Origin of the sequence: Flavobacterium sp. LM4 (assembly GCF_002017935.1) — a bacterium.
Taxonomy (GTDB): Bacteria; Bacteroidota; Bacteroidia; order Flavobacteriales; family Flavobacteriaceae; genus Flavobacterium; species Flavobacterium chungangense.
In genome coordinates, this window is the sequence record NZ_MUFW01000003.1 from 554731 (window position 1) to 579337 (window position 24607).

Annotated in this window: 18 protein-coding genes, 2 tRNA genes and 3 rRNA genes; 16 read left to right on the forward strand and 7 right to left on the reverse strand. The window is 35.8% G+C overall.

Annotated elements, in window-relative coordinates; genetic code table 11:
• Window positions 1-103: 103 nt before the first annotated feature.
• Window positions 104-2488 (forward strand): penicillin acylase family protein, encoded by a 2385-nt coding sequence (locus tag BXU10_RS19815; protein ID WP_078229235.1) that lies wholly within the window; start codon window positions 104-106, stop codon window positions 2486-2488.
• Between the two features lie 47 nt (window positions 2489-2535).
• Here the strand turns inward: BXU10_RS19815 and BXU10_RS19820 are convergent, their stop codons facing one another.
• The 4 genes from BXU10_RS19820 to BXU10_RS19835 all read right to left on the reverse strand — a co-directional run bounded on the left by BXU10_RS19820 (window position 2536) and on the right by BXU10_RS19835 (window position 4844).
• Window positions 2536-2961 (reverse strand): VOC family protein, encoded by a 426-nt coding sequence (locus BXU10_RS19820; protein ID WP_078229236.1) that lies wholly within the window; start codon window positions 2959-2961, stop codon window positions 2536-2538.
• 30 nt (window positions 2962-2991) lie between these two features.
• On the reverse strand, window positions 2992-3732 hold the full coding sequence (locus BXU10_RS19825; RefSeq protein WP_078229237.1) for a DUF6597 domain-containing transcriptional factor: 741 nt from the start codon (window positions 3730-3732) through the stop codon (window positions 2992-2994).
• 43 nt (window positions 3733-3775) lie between these two features.
• Window positions 3776-4231 carry a hypothetical protein gene (locus tag BXU10_RS19830; protein ID WP_078229238.1) on the reverse strand — a complete coding sequence of 152 codons (456 nt, stop codon included), beginning with the start codon at window positions 4229-4231 and terminating at the stop codon, window positions 3776-3778.
• Window positions 4232-4427: 196 nt separating this feature from the next.
• A complete protein-coding gene (locus BXU10_RS19835) occupies window positions 4428-4844 on the reverse strand; it encodes a DUF6157 family protein (protein WP_078229239.1) in 417 nt (138 codons plus the stop codon).
• 529 nt (window positions 4845-5373) lie between these two features.
• Here BXU10_RS19835 and BXU10_RS19840 point away from each other — a divergent pair.
• Window positions 5374-6714 (forward strand): NAD(P)/FAD-dependent oxidoreductase, encoded by a 1341-nt coding sequence (locus BXU10_RS19840; protein ID WP_078229240.1) that lies wholly within the window; start codon window positions 5374-5376, stop codon window positions 6712-6714.
• Between the two features lie 58 nt (window positions 6715-6772).
• On the opposite strand, the gene BXU10_RS19845 is transcribed toward BXU10_RS19840, so the two are convergent.
• On the reverse strand, window positions 6773-8290 hold the full coding sequence (locus BXU10_RS19845; protein WP_078229241.1) for a helicase HerA-like domain-containing protein: 1518 nt from the start codon (window positions 8288-8290) through the stop codon (window positions 6773-6775).
• 388 nt (window positions 8291-8678) lie between these two features.
• Between BXU10_RS19845 and BXU10_RS19850 the strand changes: the two genes are divergently transcribed.
• The 7 genes from BXU10_RS19850 (at window position 8679) to BXU10_RS19885 (ending at window position 15175) form a co-directional block, all read left to right on the forward strand.
• Window positions 8679-9509 (forward strand): MotA/TolQ/ExbB proton channel family protein, encoded by an 831-nt coding sequence (locus BXU10_RS19850; protein WP_078229242.1) that lies wholly within the window; start codon window positions 8679-8681, stop codon window positions 9507-9509.
• 57 nt (window positions 9510-9566) lie between these two features.
• A complete protein-coding gene (locus BXU10_RS19855; protein WP_078229243.1) occupies window positions 9567-10199 on the forward strand; it encodes a biopolymer transporter ExbD in 633 nt (210 codons plus the stop codon).
• An 18-nt stretch (window positions 10200-10217) separates the two neighbouring features.
• On the forward strand, window positions 10218-10763 hold the full coding sequence (locus BXU10_RS19860) for a biopolymer transporter ExbD (RefSeq protein ID WP_078229244.1): 546 nt from the start codon (window positions 10218-10220) through the stop codon (window positions 10761-10763).
• 35 nt (window positions 10764-10798) lie between these two features.
• Window positions 10799-11602, forward strand: coding sequence for an energy transducer TonB (locus BXU10_RS19865; protein WP_078229245.1), 804 nt, complete (start codon window positions 10799-10801; stop codon window positions 11600-11602).
• A gap of 232 nt (window positions 11603-11834) precedes the next feature.
• Window positions 11835-12761, forward strand: a complete 927-nt coding sequence (locus BXU10_RS19875) for a PstS family phosphate ABC transporter substrate-binding protein (protein ID WP_078229247.1) — start codon at window positions 11835-11837, stop codon at window positions 12759-12761.
• 11 nt (window positions 12762-12772) lie between these two features.
• Window positions 12773-14440: a tetratricopeptide repeat protein gene (locus BXU10_RS19880; RefSeq protein ID WP_078229248.1), complete on the forward strand. Its 1668-nt coding sequence runs from the start codon at window positions 12773-12775 to the stop codon at window positions 14438-14440.
• Window positions 14441-14542: 102 nt separating this feature from the next.
• Window positions 14543-15175, forward strand: coding sequence for a 7-carboxy-7-deazaguanine synthase QueE (locus tag BXU10_RS19885; RefSeq protein ID WP_078229249.1), 633 nt, complete (start codon window positions 14543-14545; stop codon window positions 15173-15175).
• Window positions 15176-15232: 57 nt separating this feature from the next.
• Here BXU10_RS19885 and BXU10_RS19890 read toward each other — a convergent pair whose 3' ends face one another.
• Window positions 15233-15778: a YfiT family bacillithiol transferase gene (locus BXU10_RS19890; RefSeq protein ID WP_078229250.1), complete on the reverse strand. Its 546-nt coding sequence runs from the start codon at window positions 15776-15778 to the stop codon at window positions 15233-15235.
• Between the two features lie 15 nt (window positions 15779-15793).
• Window positions 15794-16501 (reverse strand): bifunctional 2-polyprenyl-6-hydroxyphenol methylase/3-demethylubiquinol 3-O-methyltransferase UbiG, encoded by a 708-nt coding sequence (locus tag BXU10_RS19895; RefSeq protein WP_078229251.1) that lies wholly within the window; start codon window positions 16499-16501, stop codon window positions 15794-15796.
• Window positions 16502-16575: 74 nt separating this feature from the next.
• Here BXU10_RS19895 and BXU10_RS19900 point away from each other — a divergent pair, with 74 nt between their 5' ends.
• From BXU10_RS19900 to rrf, 7 genes are all read left to right on the forward strand, one after another.
• A complete protein-coding gene (locus BXU10_RS19900; RefSeq protein WP_031455300.1) occupies window positions 16576-17070 on the forward strand; it encodes a YkgJ family cysteine cluster protein in 495 nt (164 codons plus the stop codon).
• A gap of 112 nt (window positions 17071-17182) precedes the next feature.
• Window positions 17183-18418 (forward strand): ABC transporter permease, encoded by a 1236-nt coding sequence (locus tag BXU10_RS19905; RefSeq protein ID WP_078229252.1) that lies wholly within the window; start codon window positions 17183-17185, stop codon window positions 18416-18418.
• A 905-nt stretch (window positions 18419-19323) separates the two neighbouring features.
• Window positions 19324-20837: ribosomal RNA gene (locus tag BXU10_RS19910) — 16S ribosomal RNA — on the forward strand.
• Window positions 20838-20963: 126 nt separating this feature from the next.
• Window positions 20964-21037 (forward strand) — tRNA-Ile (locus BXU10_RS19915).
• A gap of 142 nt (window positions 21038-21179) precedes the next feature.
• Window positions 21180-21253 (forward strand) — tRNA-Ala (locus tag BXU10_RS19920).
• Between the two features lie 159 nt (window positions 21254-21412).
• Window positions 21413-24287, forward strand: a 23S ribosomal RNA gene (locus tag BXU10_RS19925).
• Window positions 24288-24468: 181 nt separating this feature from the next.
• Window positions 24469-24578, forward strand: a 5S ribosomal RNA gene (gene rrf / locus BXU10_RS19930).
• Together the 16S, 23S and 5S rRNA genes with 2 tRNA genes alongside form the textbook arrangement of a ribosomal RNA operon.
• Window positions 24579-24607 lie beyond the last annotated feature (29 nt).

Below are 24607 nucleotides of genomic sequence, written 5' to 3' on the forward strand. Positions count from 1 at the left end.
TATCGTATTGGTATTAATTACATAAATTTAGATTTTTAAAATAACTGCTTTTTTACACGATTTTACTTTTAAGTTATAATATTACTTTTTCATTAGCTTTAATATGAAGATAATTAAAAAAATCCTGCTGATTATTTTGGTGCTGATTGTAGTTGCTGCAATAAGTTTATTTGCCTATATTTTTCATTTAAAACCGAGATATGAGGGCGAAATAGAATTAAAAAATCTCCAAAAAGAAACCAGCGTTTATTTTGATGATTTTGGAATTCCACATATTTACGCTGATTCCGAAAAAGATGCTATGACTGCATTGGGATATGTTCATGCTCAGGATAGGTTGTGGCAAATGGAATTACTTCGAAGAATTGCGCCTGGAAGATTATCAGAGATTTTTGGGGCTGTAGCATTAAAAAATGATATGTTTTTCTCTGGGATAGGCATTGAAGAAGCTTCTGCTAAAGCCATTGCAAAATTAGATAAAGATAGCCCGGGCTATCAATTGACATTAGCATATTTAGACGGCATTAACCAATATTTGGAAGAAGGAGTAACGCCAATTGAATTTACCCTGATTGGTGTCAAAAAAGAAAAATTCACTATAAAAGATGTTTATAATATTTTTGGATACATGTCTTTTAGTTTTGCCATGGCTCAAAAAACAGATCCTTTATTAACTGATATACGAAACAAATATGGAATGCAATATTTGAAAGATTTAGGAATTGAAGGAGAATTTAATACCACACAAATCAAAAGTTCAAAAGAGATTGAAGCGTATACCGAGATTGCAAAATCAGTTGCAGCATTGCTGGATAAATCACCAATTCCACCATTTGTAGGCAGCAACAGTTGGATTGCGGGTCCAAATAAAACAAAAAACGGGAAAGTTATTTTTGCAAATGATCCGCATATTGGGTTTTCGCAGCCTGCCACCTGGTATGAGGCGCATATAATAACACCAAATCATGAATTATATGGATGTTATCTGGCAGGAACCCCATTTCCGTTATTAGCGCACAATCGTGATTATGCTTATGGTTTAACCATGTTCGAGAACGATGATATCGATTTTTATCAGGAAAAAGACAAACCTGGAGATTCATCTCAATACCAGACGCCAACAGGTTTTGCCAACTATGAATCCAGAACAAAAACAATCAGTGTTAAAGATACTTCTGATGTAGTCCTGACCGTTAAATCAAGCCGTCATGGACCAATTATGAATAATTTGCTGGAGCGTTTAAAAAATAAAAATCCGGTAGCTATGTCATGGATTTATACGCAGCAGCCTATCCGGATTCTGGATGCCGTTTATGGGCTTTCACATGCTAAAAGCAAGAGTGATTTTAAAAAAGCAGTGCAATTAGTTGCAGCACCGGGATTGAATGTAATGTATGGCGACGCTAAAGGAAATGTTGCCTGGTGGGCTACAGGTACATTATATAAGCATAATAAGGGTGTGAATTCATTTTTTATTTTGGATGGTACTAGTGGAAAAGATGATATTGCAGAATATCTGGATTTTTCCAAAAATCCATCTGCAGAAAATCCAAAGTGGGGTTATGTGTATTCGGCGAATAACCAACCGGAAGCAATTGATGGTTATTTGTATCCGGGATACTATTTGCCGGAAGATCGCGCTAAAAGGATTTCGACATTAATGGATAAAAAATCGAATTGGGATAAAGAAGAAATCAGCAAAATGATTTATGATAATAGATCTGATGTCGCGGTCGAGGTTACCCGAAATTTAATTTCGAATATTGATTTCAATTCGATCTCATCAAAAGAAAAAGAAGCTGTAAATGTTTTAAAATCATGGAAAGGAACAACCAATCTGGAAGATCTTGGGCCAACGATTTACAACAAGTGCATTTATCTCTACCTCAAGAATACATTTGAAGATGAAATGGGAGTCGATAATTTCAATTTGTTCTTAGGAATTTCTGTCGGCAAGCAAGTGATAGCGCATCAAATTAAAAATGAAAATTCGGTTTGGTGGGATAACATTAAAACTAACAAAGTGAAAGAAACAAGAAAAGACATTATTTCAAAATCGTTTCATGAAACTATTGCTTCACTTCAAAAACAATTAGGAAATACAATTACTGACTGGAAATGGGGAGAAGTACACACTGTTGAGCACGAACATCCTTTAGGAAAAGTGGCTTTGCTTCGTGGCCTTTTTAATGTAGGGCCTTTTGCGGCTCCAGGATCAAACGAGGTAATTAACAATCAGTTTTTTGGCTTTAATGATGAAGGGAAATATTATGTAAAGGGAGGTCCTTCAACAAGAAGAGTTATCGATTTCTCAGACATTGAAAATAGCTGGAGTATTTTGCCAACAGGACAATCAGGAAATCCGTTTAGCAAACATTACAGCGATCAGGCCGAAATGTTTAATTCAGGAAAATTCAGAAAAATGAAGCTGAATAAAGAAGAAATTGTAAAAACTTCGACCAAATTGATTTTAAAGCCGAAGTTTTAATTAAAAAAAGCCAGAGCTAAAAGTTAGTTTTTTAAAAATTCACTTTACTAACTTTTAGCTTTTTCAGCTATTCCTAAAATATATCCATTATTGTCCCGGATGTAAAATTCCTTCATGCCGTACCATGCTTTCTTTAATGGAGTACTTTCAATTTTTTTGTTGCTGATTTCCTGATAAAAGCTATCAATTCCTTCTATTTCGATATAAAAAGAAACGGTCGCTCCAATGGCAATTCCTTTTGAAAAGATAATATCTTCTTTAAAAGAGTCTGTTCGTTGAAACATCAATTCTATATTATCTTTTGAAACCAAAGCATAGATATATTCTTTATTTTCATCAAAAGACGAATCAACTCCATCCTGAGTTTCGGGAACAGCCATAACTAAATGAAAGCCTAAAATATCCTGATAAAATTCGACAGTCTTTTTAATATTAGTTACTTCAAAATTGGGTGTTAGTTTGTTTGCTTTCATAAGTCTATAGTTTTAATTTAAAAGACAAACTTACTTTTTAATGAGAGTCGATAATTGTAAAAATCGGTCATTTTCATTTTTTGCTAATTCTCGTGGAGTAGATCCTGTATATTTTTTGATCTCTTTTATATAATGTGCCTGATCTGTATATTGATTCGTGTTATATAGTTTTTTGTTGGCGATTTCAGGATAGGTTTCATTGCATCGCATTATATTCAGAAGTGTTTTTAACGGAAATCCAAATTGTTTGTAAAAATACCTGTTAATTTGGCGACTGTTCCAAAAAGTGCTTTCTGACAATTGACTGACGTTGTAAATTTTCTTTTCGTATATGAGGTTAAAAAGAGAAATTTTCCTTTCATCAATTTTTTTGATATCGTTAATAGAAAAAATTATTTGATTCAAAAGATTAGCAGCAAATAGATCGAGGTCATCACTTTTTAAAGTGTCAATTCCCCAAAAGTTTATTGGCAAACATTGTGTTTTTTCCAGAATTGATTTTATCTCTTTTTGAAATATGTATTCTGCTGAAATAAGCTTAAATCGAATGGCAAATAATTTTGTTGATTTTGGTAGTGTTATATTTACGGGCTTTGTCCAAACGCCTGTAAGCTTTATTTGTGTTAGCTTTTCGTTCTCATATTCTGCAATTAAATCAAAACAACCATCTGGTATTATGCAATGTTGTATTTGTATCGTGTTTTCATATTCCCAAAAGCATTCGATAAAGTTTGATAGAAAGCCATCTGCTTTTATTTCTCTGTATTTCATTATCGAATAGATTTAGAACGGATATAGTTCAAATAGACATATTTTACTTGGCCCTAATATATTTTCCTGTAACAATATCTCTGGCATATATGTCAAGATTGATATTAAGCGCTTTATTCGTAGTCATTATATTTGTGGTCTGATATATTTTGTCCTTTTGATATGTTTTTAAAAGCGTTTCTAATTCTATTTCGTCGTGAAAAGCAAACAAATTATAAACGGCATCTCTGAAATTTCTAAAATTGATAGTTTCAGTTATTTCCATTGTTTTTTGTTCATTCCATTTTTCTTTGAAAGCAGTTTCGTTTATTTTGTTTAGACAATAATCGACGAAATAGGTTTTGTAATGGGTCGCTTCAATGATTTCATTGACAATAATTGCATTTTGTTGAGTAGGCATTTGTACTGGTGTAGAATAGGTTTGAGAAATACCAATATATGGAGCCAATATGAGGAGTAATAAAATCAAAAGAGAATGCTTTTTTTTAAAATTTTTCATAGGTTGTTTAAAGTTGTAAACCGTTTGGTTTTGCGTTTTAATATTGTTTTTTGGGTGGCGCTAAAATAGTATTTTTTGTTTTAAATATTCGATTGAATAAATGAGTTTTGAATAAAAAAAACCGATAACAAATTTTTAAAATTTGTTATCGGAGTAACTAAGATATCCATTACGATACTATTTGTTTTGAGAAAATTTATTTTCTTGAAGTGCGCATAGCTTTGACAACTTGAATATTTTTATCATTAGAAAGTTTTTTATATTCCGGGGTTTCCACTCCGTAAAGGGCAATTTTTCCGCTTTCGTCATTGTGTATTCCCCAGCCATAACGTTTTGTTAAAGGAGAGGCTCTGAGACATGCTTGTCCTTTCGAGAAAAATTGTTTCCTCGCTTCGGTATATTCTGATTTAGTCAAATCTTTTTTGTCAGCAAACACCTGAAACAAAACATCGTCCGAAGAATACTGATACGGATGTGTACTGATCATCTCAAACTCAATATTAGCAATTGTTTTGTTCTCGCCTTTTACCGGTGGAATTTCGCCACTCGTTAAAGGACAGTCTTCTGCAATTTCAATAAATGTATTTTGGTAGTTCGTAGTGTGGACTTTCATTTTTTTTGTTTGTTGATTTTAAAGTATTGAAAAATGAGTAGAATTTTGATTGACTGATTTTGTTTTTGATTGATGATTGAAACTTTAACGCGTAGATATACAGTGTGTTGTGTTTAAAATTACAAATTTTTATTGAAATTTAAATGTGATTATATGTTAGACGATTTTTTTGTCATTTGGTTTCATTCTTTTATAAAGTATTTTGTAAAGCTGAAACCAATTTTTTATGAAAACTAATGTCACATGATAGGTAGAGGCTAATATCATTAAGTTGAGGATTAAATGATAAAATGATTGCTGATTTTTGATTAACGATTTTTGATTTCAGATGTAAAAACCTTCTAAAATCATCAATCTAATATTTAGCCAAACCAAATCTGAAATCAAAAATCGTTAATCGTCAATCTAAAATCTCTTAACTTAATGTCATGACCAACTAAATATCAATGATAAGGAGGAAATATTTGGGTTATTTTAAAGCTGTTGTGTATTTATTACTTATTTTTACGGCCTTATATAGATTTTCTTGATGCAAACTTCACTAAAAATTGCTGTTGTTGGTTCCGGACTTGTAGGATCGCTGTTGGCAATTTATCTTAAAAAAGCAGGTCACATCGTTCATGTTTATGATCGTAGTCCGGATATTCGCAAAATAAATTTTTCAGGCCGTTCCATTAATCTGGCAATGTCAAACAGAGGCTGGAAAGCCCTTGATCGTGTTGAAGTTGGAGATTCAGTTCGTGAAATCGCTATTCCTATGGATAAGCGGGCGATTCATCTGGTCGATAAACTCAATTTTCAGAATTATGGACAAGAGGGTGAGTCAATTTATTCGATTTCAAGAGGAACACTAAACCGAAAAATGATTGATCTTGCCGAAGAAGCCGGAGCTGAGTTTTATTTTGAGGAAAAAATCTGGGATGTGACACTAAATGATGCTACTTTGCATATTGGTGAAACTGAAAGAGGAGAGTGGGAAGAGAGGAAATACGATATGGTTTTTGGTGCAGATGGTGCCTTTTCGAGAATCCGTCACAGAATGCAGCGTCAGAGCATGTTTAATTATTCGCAGGAATTTTTGAATATGGGCTATAAAGAATTAAATATTCCGGCCAACCCGAACGGATCACATAAACTGGATAAAAATTCTTTTCATATCTGGCCCAGAGGTGAATATATGCTGATTGCGCTTCCTAATCTTGACGGGAGTTTTACTTGTACTTTATTTATGCCTTTTGAAGGAGAAAATTCATTTGCTTCGCTAACAGACCGAAAAATGGTAGAAGATTTCTTTGAGAAAAACTTCCCGGATTCGATTGAAGTAATTCCGAAGCTCGCAGAAGATTTCTTTAAAAATCCAACAAGTACTCTGGTTACAATGAAATGTTTTCCGTGGACATATGAAGATAAAATTGCTTTAATTGGAGATGCGTGTCACGCTATAGTTCCTTTTTATGGACAAGGGATGAATGCTGGTTTTGAAGATATTACCATATTAAATGAAATGATTGAAAAGTATGGAAATGACTGGAAAAAAATCTTTTCAGAATATCAAATTTCCCGAAAGCCAAATGCTGATGCAATTGCGGAACTTTCGTATCGAAATTTTATGGAAATGAGTACTAAAACTGCCGATGAAAAATTTTTACTGCAAAAGAAAATAGAAAAAGTATTCTCAGATAAATACCCTGAAAAATGGATTCCGCTTTACAGTCGTGTAACTTTCAGCGATCGTCCGTATGCCGAAGCTCTGGCAATTGGAGACTTTCAGAACGGAATTATGGAAGAAGTATTACGAATGGATAACATTGAAAATATCTGGAACACTCCTGAAGTTGAAAATAAGATTTTGGAACTGCTTAAAAAATAATTGCATTAAAAACAATTACAATGTCAATCTGTTTTTTGACATTGTAATTGATTTGTTTTTATTTTTTAAATATTTTAGTTAGGACGCCAAAAACGCCACGAATAAATGTAGCACTCGTTACAACTTTCAAAACCGATTTTCCAACAACACTCGCCGTACTTGGTTCTGCTTTTGATGCTCTTGTCGGAGCCTGTTCTTCCTGTTCGGCAGCAGCCTGAGCAGCTTCATCAATTTTCTTGTTTAGGATTTCATAAGCACTTTCTCTGTCAATTTCTTCAGCGTATTTTTTAACTAATTTAGATTTATTGTTAATGTTGTCAATTTCATCTGATGTTAAAATATCCATTCGGCTTTGTGGAGCACGCATCATAGTCGCTACAAGAGGAGTAGGGACTCCTTTTTCGTTTAAAGCAGTTACGAGCGCTTCTCCTATGCCTAAGCTAGTAAGCAATTCGTCAGTTTTATAATATTCAGAAGTTGGGTAATTATCAGCTGTTTTTTTGATTGCTTGTCTGTCATTTGCTGTAAATGCCCTAAGCGCATGCTGAATTTTTAAACCTAATTGGGCCAAAACTCCACTCGGTACGTCCATTGGATTTTGTGTTATGAAATAAACACCAATACCTTTTGATCGAATCAATTTTACAATGGTTTCAATTTGGTCTAAAAGCGCTTTGCTGGCTTCGCTGAAAATCAAATGAGCTTCATCAATAAAAATAATCAGTTCTGGTTGTTCAGCATCTCCTTTTTCAGGCATTTGTTGATAAATTTCGGCCAATAAACTTAACATGAAAGTAGAGAATAATTTGGGTTTGTCCTGAATATCCGTCAGACGGATAATATTTATATACCCTTTTCCATTTTCATCTATTCGCATCAGATCATCAATTTCAAATGATAATTCTCCAAAGAACAAATCGCCTCCCTGTTGTTCGAGTTCAATGATTTTTCTTAAAATAGTTCCGGTCGTAGAAGTGGAGATTTTGCCGTAGTTTTCTTCAATTTCTTCTTTACCTTCTTCCGTAATATAATTGATGACTTTTTTGATGTCCTTCAAATCTAATAAAGGCATTTTATTATCATCGCAATATTTAAAAATAACAGCCACTACACCAGCTTGTGTGTCGTTTAAATCTAAAATTCTGGAAAATAATACAGGACCAAACTCAGAAACAGTTGCACGAAGCCGCACACCATTTTGTTTAGATAATGACATTAATTCAACCGGGAAAGAACTAACATTGTAAGGGATGTTTATTTTGGCATGACGTTCGGTAATAAAGTCTTCCTCTATTCCTTCTTTAGCAATACCGCTAAAATCACCTTTTATATCCATCATCAAAACAGGGATTCCGGCATTTGAAAGCTGTTCTGAAAAAACCTGAATCGTTTTTGTTTTACCCGTTCCGGTTGCACCCGCAATCAGACCATGTCGGTTTAAGGTTTTTAAAGGGATTTTTACATGTGCTTCTGCAATTGCATTTCCGTCAAGAATTGCACCTCCCAGTGTAATGCTGTCGCCTTTAGATGAATATCCATTGTTTATATCTTCAATGAAATTGTCTTTTTTATTCATATTTTAGTTGTAATTTAGATGATTATAAGAGAATTGCTTGGTTTTTTGGTTCTTTTCTTAACTTTTTATTGGTTTTTTTTAACAGGAAAACAGGCTTTTTTATTGAAAATAATATAAAAAATAATTTCGCAGGTTTTTAAGAAGATAACAAAGGAATATTTGAATATTTACTAAAACGTTGTAATTTTTCTATAAATCACGCATTTTTTTGGTTTATCAAAAAAAATACTCAGGCAATTTAATGAGATCTTTTGTAATTCCAAGTTAAATTTCATTCAATTAAATTAAAAAAAGTTTTTTTATTTAAACTAAAAATATAAATTTGCTCCTCTACAAGTTAAATATAACTAAAAATAAAAATTATTTAAAACTATTAAAATTAAAAAAAATGGCAAACGTTAAAGTTAAAAAAGAAAGCACTTCAAATGGAGGAGGGATGGTTTCAGGAATCATTATTGTAGCATGTGTTTTTGTTGGTTGGTTAATTTGGAAATTCGTTATGGGAGCTGAATCTAACTTTGAAGCAGGAAGCTTTAATACAGAGCATCCTCATCCAATCAATACTTTAGGAATGGTATACATGGGAGGATTTATTGTACCAATATTATTAGGTATGCTTTTAATGGTTGTTGTTTTTTCTATTGAAAGATTTATTGTTATCTCAAAAGCGGCTGGAAAAGCTAATTTAGATACATTTATGAAAAATGTTCAGGGAAATATTAAAGAAGGAAACATTGAGGCTGCTATCGCTTCTTGTGACAAACAACAAGGTTCAGTTGCAAATGCAATTAAATCTGCTTTGATTAAATACCAAGACGTTAAAAAAGAAGGATTCAACAGTGAAGAAGCTTCAGAAGTAATCCACAAAGAAATCGAAGAGGCAACTTCATTAGAAATGCCAATGTTAGAGAAAAACTTGACTATTATTTCTACTTTAGTATCATTAGGGACATTAGGAGGATTATTAGGAACTGTATCAGGGATGATTAAAGCGTTTGGTGCGTTAGCTTCTGCTGGAACTCCAGATCAGGCTGCTCTTGCAACAGGTATTTCTGAAGCACTTATTAACACTGCAACAGGTATCTCTACTTCAATCTTAGCAATTATCGCTTATAACTTCTTTACAGGTAAAATCGATGATTTAACTTATTCTATCGATGAGGCTGGTACTACAATCGTGAATACTTACAGAAGATTCAGAGGAAGTTTGAAACAATAATTAATTTTTGATATTTAAATAATTGAAATTAATTATATCAAAATAAAATAAAAGAGAATGGCTAAATTAAAAATGAAAAAAAAGTCGACATCGACAGATATGACTGCGATGTGTGATGTTGCATTCCTTTTGCTTACGTTCTTTATTTTGACCGCTACTGCTAAAGTGCCTGAAGCACTTCCAGTTGATACACCTTCATCTACTGTACTAACTAAATTGCCGGATTCAGATTTGGCTATTATTTCGGTAGGTAAAGACAAGGAAGGGAAAAGCAAAGTGTTTTTTGACCTAAAAGGAAGAGAGTTACGTAAACAGACTCTTACTGGTATGGGCGCAAAATTAGGTGTGCAATTTTCAGACGATGATCTAGAAAAATTTGCATTAATGGATGATTTTGGTGTGCCGTTGGAAAATTTACAACAAATAATCCAATTGAAAGCCGCTGATAGAACTAAGGCTCCTCAGCCTGGAATTCCAATTGATTCTTTAAATAATCAGCTAAAAGAATGGTTGTTGATTTCAAGAAGAGCAGCAATTGATTTAAGTGGTGGTGAAAAAGAATTGCAAATTGCAATAAAAGGTGATGCAAAGGAAGATTATCCGCAAATCAAAAAGATTATGGATATTCTGCAGGATCAGAAAATCAATTCCTTTAACTTGGTTACGGGGATGAGAGGTAAAGACTTTTAATTAAAAAATATACACTAAATGGCTGAATTAAATACCGGCGACAGTGGTGGCGGAAAAGGTGGCAAAGTAAGAAGTAAAAAGCAGAATTCAAAGGTCGATTTAACGGCTATGGTGGATTTGGCTTTCTTATTGATCACATTCTTTATGTTGACCACGACGTTGTCAAAACCTCAAGCAATGCCGCTAGGTTTGCCAGATAAAGACGAAAAAAAACCTGATGATGGGGTAAAAGTAGACGAGAAAAGAACCATGACTGTAATGATGGGTGAGAATAATAAACTCATCTATTATATGGGATTAATTGATAGTCCTATTGCTGGCCCTAAAGATATCTCTTATGGAAAAGATGGATTTCGTAAAATATTATTGGCTCGTAAAAAATCCGTAATAGAATATACTGGAAATAAAGATAAAGGAATTATTGTCATCATCAAGCCAGGTAAGAAATCTAAGTATAAGAATCTGGTTGACATTCTAGATGAAATGGCAATTTCAGGAGTTGAGACTTATGCTATTGTTAATGATTTTCTTCCTAAAGAAACAGAATTGTTAGAGAAAAAATAATTTTTATTTTTTTAATAACCTAATAATCAAGAAAAATGAAATTAGATATTATAAAAAATCAGTGGCTTGATATCGTATTCGAAGGACGTAATAAGATATATGGTGCATATGAGTTAAGAAAATCAAATACTAAAACTACGGTAAGAGCACTTATCATTGGTTCTATTGTTTTTAGCTTAGCTGTTGCTGCTCCTCTTATTGTGAGTTTGATACCTGATTCTGGCGATGAAGAGGTAGTGGCTGACAAAATAAAGCTTACTAAAATAAAACTCCCTCCTAAAAAAGAGGAAGTAAAGCCTAATACACCACCACCACCACCACCACCACCAAAAGTGGATCAGGTGAAGTTTGTGAAGCCTGTAGTCGCTAAAACCGAAGAGATTACTGAAGAACCACCAAAAATTGTGGATCTTGAGAAAAAGAAAATCGGTTCAGAAACTATTAAAGGAGATCCGGATGCAGTTTTAACTGTAGACGAACCAGTAGGAAAAGGTCCTGTTGCTGAAATCGTACAAGAAGATAACAATGTATATAATACGGCTGGTATCGAGGTGAAGCCTGATTTTCCTGGAGGAATGGAAAAATTCTACAAATTCGTAGGAAACAACTACAAAACTCCTGAAGAAGAAGGTTTAAAAGGAAAAGTATATGTTACATTCGTAGTTGAAAAAGATGGTTCATTAACTGATATTAAAGTTTTAAGAGATATCGGATACGGAACCGGAGCAGAAGCTATCAGGGTTTTGAAGAAATGCCCAAAATGGACTCCTGGAGAACAAAATGGTAAAAAAGTAAGGGTGCTTTATTCTCTTCCTATTACAATTCAATCTGCAGAGTAATGTTAAAGAATATATTGGATAATATTCAGAAGAAATCGCTCAAAGAGCGATTTCTTCTCGTTTTAGGAATATTGTTTTTTTTGATTTATCTTGTACTGGGTTTAATGATTATGTTTTGGGATAAATTACAATTTAGCATGAATCCTATTTACAGATATGCGTTTGGCATTTTATTAATAGTTTATTCCGGAATACGATTTTTAAGATTAATAAATTCTAAAACAGATTGAATATGTTAAAAAATGTTAAAATTTTGGGTTTGATTGTTTTTATCTTTTTGTTTGCGATGTGTAATCAAAAAAGTAAAAACGATTCAAACAAGGAAACAATTTTAAAAGGATCTGTGGACATTACAGTTGATGAAACAATTAAGCCAATTGTCGATGATCAGGTTGCTGTTTTTGAAGGAACATATTATGATGCTAAAGTTTCAATTAAAGCTAAATCTGAAGCCGAGTTAATTAATGATTTGTTGAGTGGTAAGTCAAAAGTAGTTATTACAGCAAGAGATTTAACTAAGAATGAAAATGATAAATTTGAAAAACTCAGAATAAATCCAAGAATTACTCCATTTGCTACGGATGCTATTGCTTTTATTTCAAACAAAAGCAATAATGACACTTTGATTGCGTTACAAACTGTAATTGATTTTATGAAAGGGATACCGAACTCTCGAATAAAGGGGTTGGTGTTTGATAACCCAAACTCGAGTACAGTAAGGTTTATGAAAGACCTAGCTAAAGTTAAGGATATACCGGTCGAGGGTGTTTTTTCATTTAAAACAAATGATGAAGTAATCAAGTTTGTATCTGAAAACGATGGAATGATTGGAGTAGTTGGCGTTAATTGGTTGTCTCAACCTTCTCCAGAGCTTCAGGATGTTGTTCATGATTTAAATGTATTGAGCGTTAAGGGATTAAATAGTAAAGAATATTACAGTCCTTCACAAAATGACATTGCAGAACAAAAATATCCTTTGGCACGTAAATTGTTTGTCATAAACTGTCAGGGATATGCAGGTTTAGGAATGGGCTTTGCTTCTTTTGTTGCCGGAGATATTGGACAGCGTATAGTTTTAAAATCGGGATTGATGCCAATTCGTACACCTGGTAGAAAACTGCAAATTAGAAATAAAATTATAAACGATAAAGAAAATTAATTACAATAGAGATGAATAAATTTAAAATTTTTAGTCTTGCCTTAGTTGCTTCAGCTTCTGTCGCAAAAGCGCAAGATATCAAAGAAGCTAAAAAAGCAATTGATGCAGAGCAATTTCAAAAAGCAAAATCATTGCTTAAATCTATCATCAAAGCTAAACCTTCTGATGGAGAAGCAAATTTTGTTTTAGGGAATATATATTTAAATGAAAGTGTTGTTGACTCTGCTAAAATCTATTATTTAAATGGATTAGAGGCAGCCGACAAAAAGAATTTAAATTATATAGGATTAGGACAAATAGATCTTGATGAGAAAAATACGGCAGCTGCTCAGGCAAACTTCGGTTTGGCAACAAAAGATATGAAACGTAAAAGTGTAGATGAATTTATTTACATTGGTAGAGCATATATAAATTCTGATAATCCGGATTATGCTAATGCTGTTGCTGTATTGCAACGTGCTTTGGCAGTTGAACCACAAAATGCAATTGCACTTTTAACAATAGGAGATGCTTATTATGGCGCAAATAACCAAAACGATGCTTATAAGGCTTACCGTGATGCATTTACTGCAGATCCAACACTTTTAAGAGCAAAAATGCAATTAGGGGTTTTATTGAAAGGTGCTAAATCATATGATGAAGCGATTAAATCGTTTAATGAGGTTATTGCTTTAAATTCTAATTATGGTCCTGTTTACAGAGAATTAGCAGAAACTTATTATAAGTGGGCCAGAAATAAGCCTTCTACAGCTAAAGTAAATTTACAAAATGCAATTACAAATTATGAGAAATACCTGAGTCTAACTGATTACTCTTTAGATTCTAAAATGCGTCATGCTGATTTCTTGATTTTAGTGAAAGATTATAAAAAACTTGAAGAAGTTGCGAACAAAATGATTGCAGAGAATAAAGTAAATCCTAGAATTTTTAGGTATTTAGGATATGCTGCTTACGAAAACGGCAATGCTGATGTAGCAATTAAATCTATAGAAGATTTTATTAAAACGCCTACAAACAAAGTGATTGGTAGAGATTATTTGTATTTAGGGTTATCTAAAATTAAAAAAGGAACAAGCGCAGAAGGTGTTGTTGACCCAGCTGCTTTTGATGCTGGATTAGCTGATATCAAAAAAGCGATTGAATTAGAACCATTAGTTGTAGAAGAACTTGCTGATTTTGGGAAAGCCTTATTTGGTAAAAAACAATATACTCAGGCGGCTGCTATTTTTGAACTTGGAGCAGCTAATACAGAATCTAAAAATTATTTAGATGATGCAGTTTATTATGGTATTTCTGTTTATTATGGTAATGCAAGTAAACCAGCTGAAGGTCGTGATAAAACAGCTTTGTCAAACGCAGATGCTACTTTTGATAAAATTTTAGTTGCTTCACCTACCTATGATGAGGCTTATTTATATAAAGGAAGAATTAACAGCTTATTAGACAAAGATGATTTAATTATTAAAAATTACACTGAGTATGCTAATAAAGCTACAGCTAAAGGACCAGAAGAATTGGCTAAGCCTGCTACTGTGAAGAAAGTTGTTGAATCTTACAATGCAATTGGTGCGGCTTATGCAAACACTGACAAAGCTAAAGCTATCGAGTATTTTAATAAAACTTTAGTTTTAGATCCTGCAAATACATATGCTGCTCAATCTGTTAAATCTTTGAAATAGTAAAGATTTTATATTACTAAATATAAACCGGTAGTTCTTTGAGCTATCGGTTTTTTTATGTTCCGTATTTAATTAACTATCTTTGCACTTTAAAATAAAATAATGTTATCAAAAGAAATACAATTAGAGGTAAATAGAGGAGCAATGTTGCCTTTAATGGAAGAATTTTATACGATTCAGGGTGAAGGTTTTCATACGGGAACAGCGGCTTACTTTATACGAATTGGAGGTTGCGATGTAGGCTGTCATTGGTGTGATGTGAAAGAAAGTTGGAATGCAGCATTGCATCCGCCTACGAGTATCGATTTAATTGTGAAAAATGCTTCAACTTATGCCGATACAGTTGTAATAACAGGAGGTGAACCGTTAATGTGGGATATGACTTTTTTAACTCAGGAATTGAAAAATAAAAACCTGAAAGTCCATATTGAAACTTCAGGAGCATATCCGCTTACAGGTACTTGGGATTGGATTTGTTTGTCGCCTAAAAAAAATAAATTACCCACTCAGACGGTTTACGCTAATGCGCATGAGTTAAAAGTAATTATTCATAATAAACACGATTTTATCTTTGCCGAAGAACAAGCTGAACTTGTAAATGATGGTGCGATTTTATTTCTTCAGCCAGAATGGAGTAAAAAAGAAGAAATGACTCCGCTAATTGTTGATTATGTAATGAACAATCCAAAATGGAGGGTTTCACTTCAAACTCATAAATATTTAAACATACCATAAAACAAAAAATCTCTTCAAATGAAGAGATTTTTTGTTTTAACTCATTGGAAATAATGTTTATACCCAGTTTTTATCTTTTTTTAAAGATGTGATATGCGATAAATGATGATTTCCGTGCCAGGCATATAATCCAATCATTTGATTTATACTGATTTCAGAATTACTCTCCGGATGAATAAAAGATTTTTTTAAATCAGTTTCAGATAAACTTTTAAGGATATAAGTTATTCTAAAATGCAAACCACTTAATAAATTCAGTGTAGGTTCGATAGGCATTTGTAAATTATCAGGCAGTTCGCTCCATAAAGTTTCATCGTAGGCTTTTATAACCGGATTATTTTCAGTCAATGCCCATTTAATTCTGATAAAACAATTCATATGGCTTTCTGCACAATGATGGATTACTTGACGAAGAGTCCATCCTGCTGGGCGATATGGAGTGTTCAGTTGGTCGTCGCTTAAATGAATGATTTCTTTTTTCAGTCTTTCAGGAAAAGTTGCTATTTCTTCAATTTTACTTGAAATATATCCGATGGTATATTTTGCAGGAACTTCAAATTTTCCTATTGGATATTTTAATTTTTCTAAATCAGATTCTTTCATCGAGTATTTTTAATGTTAAATAAAAAGTCTGGCTAAATAATCATAATGCTCACCTTCTAAAATCAATTCGCATTTAAGTCCATTTGCAATTGCAGCATTTTGAAGTGTGTTGTAATCTAAATAAAGCCAGTCAAAAGGCTCTTCTTTTTCTTCTTTGTAGGATATATTAAAAACAAGTTCACCATAATAATTATTATCTGAGGGAATCCATTTTCCTCCATCCTCATCTTCATCAAACATGTAGATGATATCTGAACTGTCGAGCAGGATTTGTCCGCCTTCATTTAAAAGTGATTTTAGTTTAGACAAATATTTGTTGCAGTTTTCTAATTTTCCAAAAATACCAACACCATTCATTAATAATATAATGGTGTCAAATTTTTCTCCCTCAAAATCTAATATGTTTTGAACTTTGGCATCTTTTACGCCTCTAAGTTTGCATGTTTCTATTGCTTTTTCAGAAATGTCAATCGAAATCACATCTAAATTGCGATCATTCTGTAGTGATAAGCTATGGCTTCCGGCTCCGCAGCCAACATCTAATATTTTTCCAGTGGCCAATTGTAGCGCTTTTTGTTCTATTTTAGGCATTTCGTTATAAGAACGAAATAAATAATCAATACTCATTTCATCTTCTTCTGAAATAGTGGTTTCGGTAATAATATCTTCAGGTGAATTATTGGTTTGAAAATCAAACATCGCTTTTCCAAAAAGATCTTTCATTGTAATTTAGTTCAAAGATTAAGGTTTCGAGTTTAAAGTTGTTTAATTTTGCAGATCAACTTTAAATAGTAAACTTGAAACAGATTTTAAACAACTTAAATAAGTTAGCCAAAGATAAGCATATCGAAAACAAAAAGTATTTTGATAAGCTGAAAAAGAAGCAACCTAAAAATTTAGATTATGTTATGCAGGATTTGCATGATGCCGAATTTAAAAAAACGGATTGTTTGCAATGTGCTAATTGTTGTAAGACAACCGGACCGTTATTTACTTTGGCTGATATTGAAAGGATTTCAAAATCTTTTAGGCAAAAACCACAGCAATTCATCGATCAATATCTTCGAATAGACGAAGATAAAGACTATGTTTTAAAAAGTGTTCCCTGTACTTTTCTTGACAATGAAAATTATTGTATGATTTATGATGTTCGTCCAAAGGCTTGTAGAGAATTTCCTCATACAGATCGGAAAAAGTTTCATCAAATTGCAGATCTTACCTTAAAAAATGTTGCCATTTGTCCGGCTGCATATAATATTGTTGAAGAAATGAAAAAGAAACTTCCTTTATAAGAATCTAAATAGGATCTAATTATTTTTAGGAACAATTCTTTTTTGGTTTTTTAGATGTACTTTTGAATTACACCAAATAAAATTATTAAATCAACATAAGACCAATCATAAATTGAATTTAGAATATTTTATAGCTAAAAGACTTATTGCTGCTAAAAATTATAAAAGCAGTATTTCGGCGCCAATTATCAAAATCGCTATTTCTGCTATTGCGATTGGTATTATTATGATGTTGGTTTCGGTAGCAACAGGAATTGGATTGCAGAAAAAAATACGCGATAAAGTTTCAGCTTTCAACGGCCAGGTGATTATTTCGAATTATGATAACAATAATTCTGAAGTAACATTGATTCCTATTTCTAAAAAACAAGATTTTTATCCCAATTTCAAATCAGTTCCAGATGTAAGTCATATTCAGGCTGTCGCAAGTAAAGCTGGAATAATTAGAACTGAAAAAGCTTTTGAAGGAATAATTTTTAAAGGAGTTGGGTCAGATTATGATTGGAATAATATAAAAGAATATTTAGTAGAAGGGAAATTACCTGATTTCTCTAAAAGTTTAAATGAAGAAGTTATAATTTCCAAATTTCTTGCTAATAGGCTTAATTTAAAAGTAGGCGATAACTTCAATACTTTTTTTATTAAAGAAGAGCAAGGCAAAATGCCAAATAGCCGCCGATTCAAAATTACAGGTGTTTTTAATTCAGGTTTTCAGGATTTCGATGCTACGTATATAATAGGAGACATTCGTCATATCCAAAGAATTAATAAATGGACTCCGGATCAGGTAGGAGCTTTTGAAGTTTTTGTAAAAGATTTTAATAACATCAAAACAACAGGTAATCAAATCTACGAGCAAACATCATCAAGTTTAGATACTAAAACTATAATTGAAAAATATAGTTATATTTTCGATTGGCTTCAGCTTTTCGATTTCAACATTATCGTTATTTTAGCCGTTATGATTTTGGTAGCAACAATAAACATGGTAGTTGCTTTATTAGTGCTAATTTTAGAACGTACACAAATGATTGGAATTCTAAAAGCACTGGGCGCGAATAACTGGACAGTGCGTAAAATATTTTTGTGCAATGCTTTTTATCTTATAATACGAGGACTGTTTTGGGGAAACTTAATAGGTATTTCAATATTGTTAATTCAACAGCAATTTGGAGTAGTTCAATTAAATCCCGAAAATTACTATGTTAATCAAGCGCCAGTTTATATAAATTGGGCTTATGTAGCCTTGTTGAATTTAATGACTATAGTGATTTGTTTCTTAGCATTATTAATTCCCTCCTATATTATAACCAAGATTTCTCCCGTAAAAGCTATTCGTTTTGATTAGCAAACTATAAGGAATGATATTGCGATTCCGATAGTTTTAACTTAGGTTTTTTATGCATATACTTGGTGTTTTAATTCTATTTAATCTTCGAGTTTTGCATTCAAGTTTAGTAGTTATTTCCCGCCGTCCTTCCAAATCTTTTGTTTTGAACCCCAAAACAAAAGGATTTTCCCTCCCATCGGGGCTAGGGGATGGTTTTTCAGAAGAATATTAGCGGAAATAGGATTTCAAAGGGTAATTAAAAGAGAAAAATCATGCGCCAAGACTGAAAAATCGGCAAAAACCAATACCAAAATAAGCCGAAAAACATTAAAACAGTACTTGAAGAAAGAAAAAACCTACTATAAACTTTTTTTATAAATTATAAACAAGCTGTTACCAGACAGTTAAGAAAAAGTTTTAAAAAAGGTTGAAATTTTATAATAAAAAGGCTTGGTAAAGTGGATAAAGGTTGTACTTTTGCACCCGCAACAGCGAAAGCGTTCATCGAAATACTGACAGGCAAACGAATTTAAAGGAAAAGAAATTTTCTAAAAAAAAAAGATTCAAAAAAGCTTGTGAGATTTGAAAATGCTTTTTACATTTGCACCCCGCAAAACACGGAAAGTTCATTGAGGTATTGGAAGGAAAATTAGAAAAAGGAAACGAAAAAAAAGTTTCAAAAATTTTTAAATTTTTCTTGCGAGAAACAAAAAGAAGTTTTACTTTTGCACCCGCTTTGAGAGATAAACGATAGGCGAAAAGAATAAAAAATATTACGTTCGTAGACATATTGAATTGACAGCCGCTTTAACAGAGATGTTAAGGCAAAAGAATAAGAGTAATAGAATCGGAAGATTCGATAAGAACCGATAGATACTGATTCGAATAACAATACGATTTGATGTAAATTAAATCAACAATATACGATGAAGAGTTTGATCCTGGCTCAGGATGAACGCTAGCGGCAGGCTTAACACATGCAAGTCGAGGGGTATTTATCTTCGGATAGAGAGACCGGCGCACGGGTGCGTAACGCGTATGCAATCTACCTTTTACAGAGGGATAGCCCAGAGAAATTTGGATTAATACCTCATAGTATTACGACCTGGCATCAGGATGTAATTAAAGTCACAACGGTAAAAGATGAGCATGCGTCCCATTAGCTAGTTGGTAAGGTAACGGCTTACCAAGGCTACGATGGGTAGGGGTCCTGAGAGGGAGATCCCCCACACTGGTACTGAGACACGGACCAGACTCCTACGGGAGGCAGCAGTGAGGAATATTGGACAATGGGCGCAAGCCTGATCCAGCCATGCCGCGTGCAGGATGACGGTCCTATGGATTGTAAACTGCTTTTGTACGAGAAGAAACACTCCTATGTATAGGAGCTTGACGGTATCGTAAGAATAAGGATCGGCTAACTCCGTGCCAGCAGCCGCGGTAATACGGAGGATCCAAGCGTTATCCGGAATCATTGGGTTTAAAGGGTCCGTAGGCGGTTTAGTAAGTCAGTGGTGAAAGCCCATCGCTCAACGGTGGAACGGCCATTGATACTGCTGAACTTGAATTATTAGGAAGTAACTAGAATATGTAGTGTAGCGGTGAAATGCTTAGAGATTACATGGAATACCAATTGCGAAGGCAGGTTACTACTAATTGATTGACGCTGATGGACGAAAGCGTGGGTAGCGAACAGGATTAGATACCCTGGTAGTCCACGCCGTAAACGATGGATACTAGCTGTTGGGGGCAACTTCAGTGGCTAAGCGAAAGTGATAAGTATCCCACCTGGGGAGTACGTTCGCAAGAATGAAACTCAAAGGAATTGACGGGGGCCCGCACAAGCGGTGGAGCATGTGGTTTAATTCGATGATACGCGAGGAACCTTACCAAGGCTTAAATGTAGTTTGACCGATTTGGAAACAGATCTTTCGCAAGACAAATTACAAGGTGCTGCATGGTTGTCGTCAGCTCGTGCCGTGAGGTGTCAGGTTAAGTCCTATAACGAGCGCAACCCCTGTTGTTAGTTGCCAGCGAGTCATGTCGGGAACTCTAACAAGACTGCCAGTGCAAACTGTGAGGAAGGTGGGGATGACGTCAAATCATCACGGCCCTTACGCCTTGGGCTACACACGTGCTACAATGGCCGGTACAGAGAGCAGCCACTGGGCGACCAGGAGCGAATCTATAAAACCGGTCACAGTTCGGATCGGAGTCTGCAACTCGACTCCGTGAAGCTGGAATCGCTAGTAATCGGATATCAGCCATGATCCGGTGAATACGTTCCCGGGCCTTGTACACACCGCCCGTCAAGCCATGGAAGCTGGGGGTGCCTGAAGTCGGTGACCGCAAGGAGCTGCCTAGGGTAAAACTGGTAACTAGGGCTAAGTCGTAACAAGGTAGCCGTACCGGAAGGTGCGGCTGGAACACCTCCTTTCTAGAGCCTTAGTGTTAGCATTTGTGCACGCTGAGGAAAAAAGATGAAGATCTTTAAAGTTCTGAATTGAAAGATTGTATTACTCTTGCTGTTAATTTAAAAAAAAATGAAAATTAAGTAAAACAGAGTCTCGTAGCTCAGCTGGTTAGAGTACTACACTGATAATGTAGGGGTCGGCAGTTCGAGTCTGCCCGGGACTACTTTTTAAAATCAAATTGACAATTATTAATTGACAATTGATAATTAAAAAGACTGATTAGCTTAATTAAAAGGAAATTTTAGAGGTTGAGTAACCGTTTTAAGTACTGTTAACTGAAAACTGTTAACTGACAACTAAAAAATGGGGGATTAGCTCAGCTGGCTAGAGCGCCTGCCTTGCACGCAGGAGGTCAACGGTTCGACTCCGTTATTCTCCACGAAATAATTGACAATTATCAATTGATAATTATTAATTGTTAAAGTTCATTGACATATTGAGATAAGAAATAATAAAAAGTAGAAAGCGTTTTTTGTTATAGTAGAGATACAAACAACAAGAAACAAAAAAAAACGGTCATATTAATTTATGATTGGTACAATAAGCAAAATAAGGGCGTATGGGGGATGCCTAGGCTCTCAGAGGCGATGAAGGGCGTGATAAGCTGCGAAAAGCTACGGGGATCGGCACACACGAATTGATCCGTAGATACCCGAATGGGGCAACCCACTATGTTGAAGACATAGTACACCGATAGGTGGGCAAACCCGCTGAACTGAAACATCTAAGTAGGCGGAGGAGAAGAAAACAAAAGTGATTCCGTAAGTAGTGGCGAGCGAACGCGGATTAGCCCAAACCAATGTTGTTACGGCAATGTTGGGGTTGTAGGACCACGATATTTTATGTACACGGAACCGGAACTGACTGGAAAGTCGGGCCATAGAGGGTGATAGCCCCGTATGGGTAACAAGTATAATAGATAGTGGTATCCTGAGTAGGGCGGGGCACGTGAAACCCTGTCTGAATTTGGCGGGACCATCCGCTAAGGCTAAATACTCCTGAGAGACCGATAGTGAACCAGTACCGTGAGGGAAAGGTGAAAAGAACCGTGAATAACGGAGTGAAATAGATCCTGAAACCATACGCTTACAAGCGGTCGGAGCCCTTTCGTGGGGTGACGGCGTGCCTTTTGCATAATGAGCCTACGAGTTAACGTTGCTGGCAAGGTTAAGTGGTTAAGCCACGGATCCGTAGCGAAAGCGAGTCTGAATAGGGCGCTTTAGTCAGTAGTGTTAGACGCGAAACCGTGTGATCTACCCATGGGCAGGATGAAGCGCTGGTAACACAGTGTGGAGGTCCGAACCGGTTGACGTTGAAAAGTCTTCGGATGACCTGTGGGTAGGGGTGAAAGGCCAATCAAACTCGGAAATAGCTCGTACTCCCCGAAATGCATTTAGGTGCAGCGCTGGCGATAGTTATATAGAGGTAGAGCTACTGATTGGATGCGGGGGCTTCACCGCCTACCAATTCCTGACAAACTCCGAATGCTATATAATGTTTCCCAGCAGTGAGGGCTTGGGTGCTAAGGTCCAAGTCCGAGAGGGAAAGAACCCAGACCATCAGCTAAGGTCCCCAAATATATGTTAAGTTGAAAGAACGAGGTTTGTCTGCCCAGACAGCTAGGATGTTGGCTTGGAAGCAGCCATTCATTTAAAGAGTGCGTAACAGCTCACTAGTCGAGCGGACGAGCATGGATAATAATCGGGCATAAACATATTACCGAAGCTATGGATTTACAAGCAATTGTAAGTGGTAGGGGAGCATTCTAACAGGGTTGAAGGTGTATCGTAAGGTATTCTGGACTGGTTAGAAAAGAAAATGTAGGCATAAGTAACGATAATGCGGGCGAGAAACCCGCACACCGAAAGACTAAGGTTTCCACAGCTATGCTAATCAGCTGTGGGTTAGTCGGGACCTAAGGCGAACCCGAAAGGGACAGTCGATGGCCAACGGGTTAATATTCCCGTACTACTGATTACTGTGATGGGGTGACGGAGTGATGAAAGCGCCGCGAACTGACGGAATAGTTCGTTGAAGTACCTACCTATAAGACCCGCAGGCAAATCCACGGGTTTTGGGGAAATACGATAGTACTCGGAGTCTTCGGACAAAGAGATAGTGCGCCTAAGGGCTTCCAAGAAAAACCTCTAAACTTCAGGTAATTAGTACCCGTACCGCAAACCGACACAGGTAGTCGAGGAGAGAATCCTAAGGTGCTCGAGAGATTCATGGCTAAGGAATTAGGCAAAATAGACCCGTAACTTCGGGAGAAGGGTCGCCAGCAGCAATGCTGGCCGCAGTGAAGAGGTCCAGGCGACTGTTTATCAAAAACACAGGGCTCTGCAAAATCGTAAGATGAAGTATAGGGCCTGACACCTGCCGGTGCTGGAAGGTTAAGAGGAGATGTTATCTTCGGAGAAGCATTGAATTGAAGCCCAGTAAACGGCGGCCGTAACTATAACGGTCCTAAGGTAGCGAAATTCCTTGTCGGGTAAGTTCCGACCTGCACGAATGGTGTAACGATCTGGACACTGTCTCAGCCATGAGCTCGGTGAAATTGTAGTAACGGTGAAGATGCCGTTTACCCGCAGTGGGACGAAAAGACCCTGTGCACCTTTACTATAGCTTAGTATTGACCTTGGATAAATGATGTGTAGGATAGGTTGGAGACTATGAAGCGGCGTCGCCAGGCGTTGTGGAGTCATTGTTGAAATACAACCCTTTGTTTATCTGAGGCCTAACCCCGCTTGTGGGGGACAGTGCTTGGTGGGTAGTTTGACTGGGGTGGTCGCCTCCAAAAGAGTAACGGAGGCTTCTAAAGGTTCCCTCAGTACGCTTGGTAACCGTGCGTAGAGTGCAATGGCATAAGGAGCTTGACTGAGAGACATACAGGTCGATCAGGTACGAAAGTAGAGCATAGTGATCCGGTGGTTCCGCATGGAAGGGCCATCGCTCAAAGGATAAAAGGTACGCCGGGGATAACAGGCTGATCTCCCCCAAGAGCTCATATCGACGGGGGGTTTGGCACCTCGATGTCGGCTCGTCACATCCTGGGGCTGGAGAAGGTCCAAGGGTTGGGCTGTTCGCCCATTAAAGTGGCACGCGAGCTGGGTTCAGAACGTCGTGAGACAGTTCGGTCTCTATCTACTGTGGGCGTTAGAAATTTGAGTGGATCTGATTCTAGTACGAGAGGACGAATTGGACTAACCTCTAGTGTATCTGTTGTCCCGCCAGGGGCACCGCAGAGTAGCTACGTTGGGAAGGGATAAGCGCTGAAAGCATATAAGCGCGAAACCCACCACAAGATGAGATTTCTTTTAAGGATCGTGGAAGATGACCACGTTGATAGGCTATAGATGTAAAGGCAGTAATGTCATAGTCGAGTAGTACTAATAATCCGTAAGCTTATGTACACCCTTTTCCTCCGGGTCAACCCGGAGGAAGAAACTTTCTAAAAATAGTAAATAAAAATATTTTTCTTTATCTCAGTATGTTAAGATATTTGCCCGTCGCGGGCAGTCTTAAAGACGAAAGTCCAGAGTCGTAAAGTGAAAACTTTTGACTTTATGACCTTAGACTTTAGACTAACAACCTTAAGGTGGTTATTGCGGCGGGGCTCACCTCTTCCCATCCCGAACAGAGTAGTTAAGCCCGCCTGCGCAGATGGTACTGCAGTTATGTGGGAGAGTATGTCGTCGCCTTTCTTTGAAAACCCTGTTTCTGATGAAACAGG

Excerpts from the sequence above, each read along its gene's own strand:
- BXU10_RS19875 (WP_078229247.1), top strand. The coding sequence starts at position 11,835 with ATGTTAAAAAATGTTAAAATTTTGGGTTTGATTGTTTTTATCTTTTTG.
- BXU10_RS19855 (WP_078229243.1), top strand. The coding sequence starts at position 9,567 with ATGGCTAAATTAAAAATGAAAAAAAAGTCGACATCGACAGATATGACT.
- BXU10_RS19830 (WP_078229238.1), bottom strand. The coding sequence starts at position 4,231 with ATGAAAAATTTTAAAAAAAAGCATTCTCTTTTGATTTTATTACTCCTC.
- BXU10_RS19835 (WP_078229239.1), bottom strand. The coding sequence starts at position 4,844 with ATGAAAGTCCACACTACGAACTACCAAAATACATTTATTGAAATTGCA.
- BXU10_RS19865 (WP_078229245.1), top strand. The coding sequence starts at position 10,799 with ATGAAATTAGATATTATAAAAAATCAGTGGCTTGATATCGTATTCGAA.
- BXU10_RS19860 (WP_078229244.1), top strand. The coding sequence starts at position 10,218 with ATGGCTGAATTAAATACCGGCGACAGTGGTGGCGGAAAAGGTGGCAAA.
- BXU10_RS19815 (WP_078229235.1), top strand. The coding sequence starts at position 104 with ATGAAGATAATTAAAAAAATCCTGCTGATTATTTTGGTGCTGATTGTA.
- BXU10_RS19895 (WP_078229251.1), bottom strand. The coding sequence starts at position 16,501 with ATGAAAGATCTTTTTGGAAAAGCGATGTTTGATTTTCAAACCAATAAT.
- BXU10_RS19885 (WP_078229249.1), top strand. The coding sequence starts at position 14,543 with ATGTTATCAAAAGAAATACAATTAGAGGTAAATAGAGGAGCAATGTTG.
- BXU10_RS19820 (WP_078229236.1), bottom strand. The coding sequence starts at position 2,961 with ATGAAAGCAAACAAACTAACACCCAATTTTGAAGTAACTAATATTAAA.
- BXU10_RS19825 (WP_078229237.1), bottom strand. The coding sequence starts at position 3,732 with ATGAAATACAGAGAAATAAAAGCAGATGGCTTTCTATCAAACTTTATC.
- BXU10_RS19845 (WP_078229241.1), bottom strand. The coding sequence starts at position 8,290 with ATGAATAAAAAAGACAATTTCATTGAAGATATAAACAATGGATATTCA.
- BXU10_RS19890 (WP_078229250.1), bottom strand. The coding sequence starts at position 15,778 with ATGAAAGAATCTGATTTAGAAAAATTAAAATATCCAATAGGAAAATTT.
- BXU10_RS19880 (WP_078229248.1), top strand. The coding sequence starts at position 12,773 with ATGAATAAATTTAAAATTTTTAGTCTTGCCTTAGTTGCTTCAGCTTCT.
- BXU10_RS19840 (WP_078229240.1), top strand. The coding sequence starts at position 5,374 with ATGCAAACTTCACTAAAAATTGCTGTTGTTGGTTCCGGACTTGTAGGA.
- BXU10_RS19850 (WP_078229242.1), top strand. The coding sequence starts at position 8,679 with ATGGCAAACGTTAAAGTTAAAAAAGAAAGCACTTCAAATGGAGGAGGG.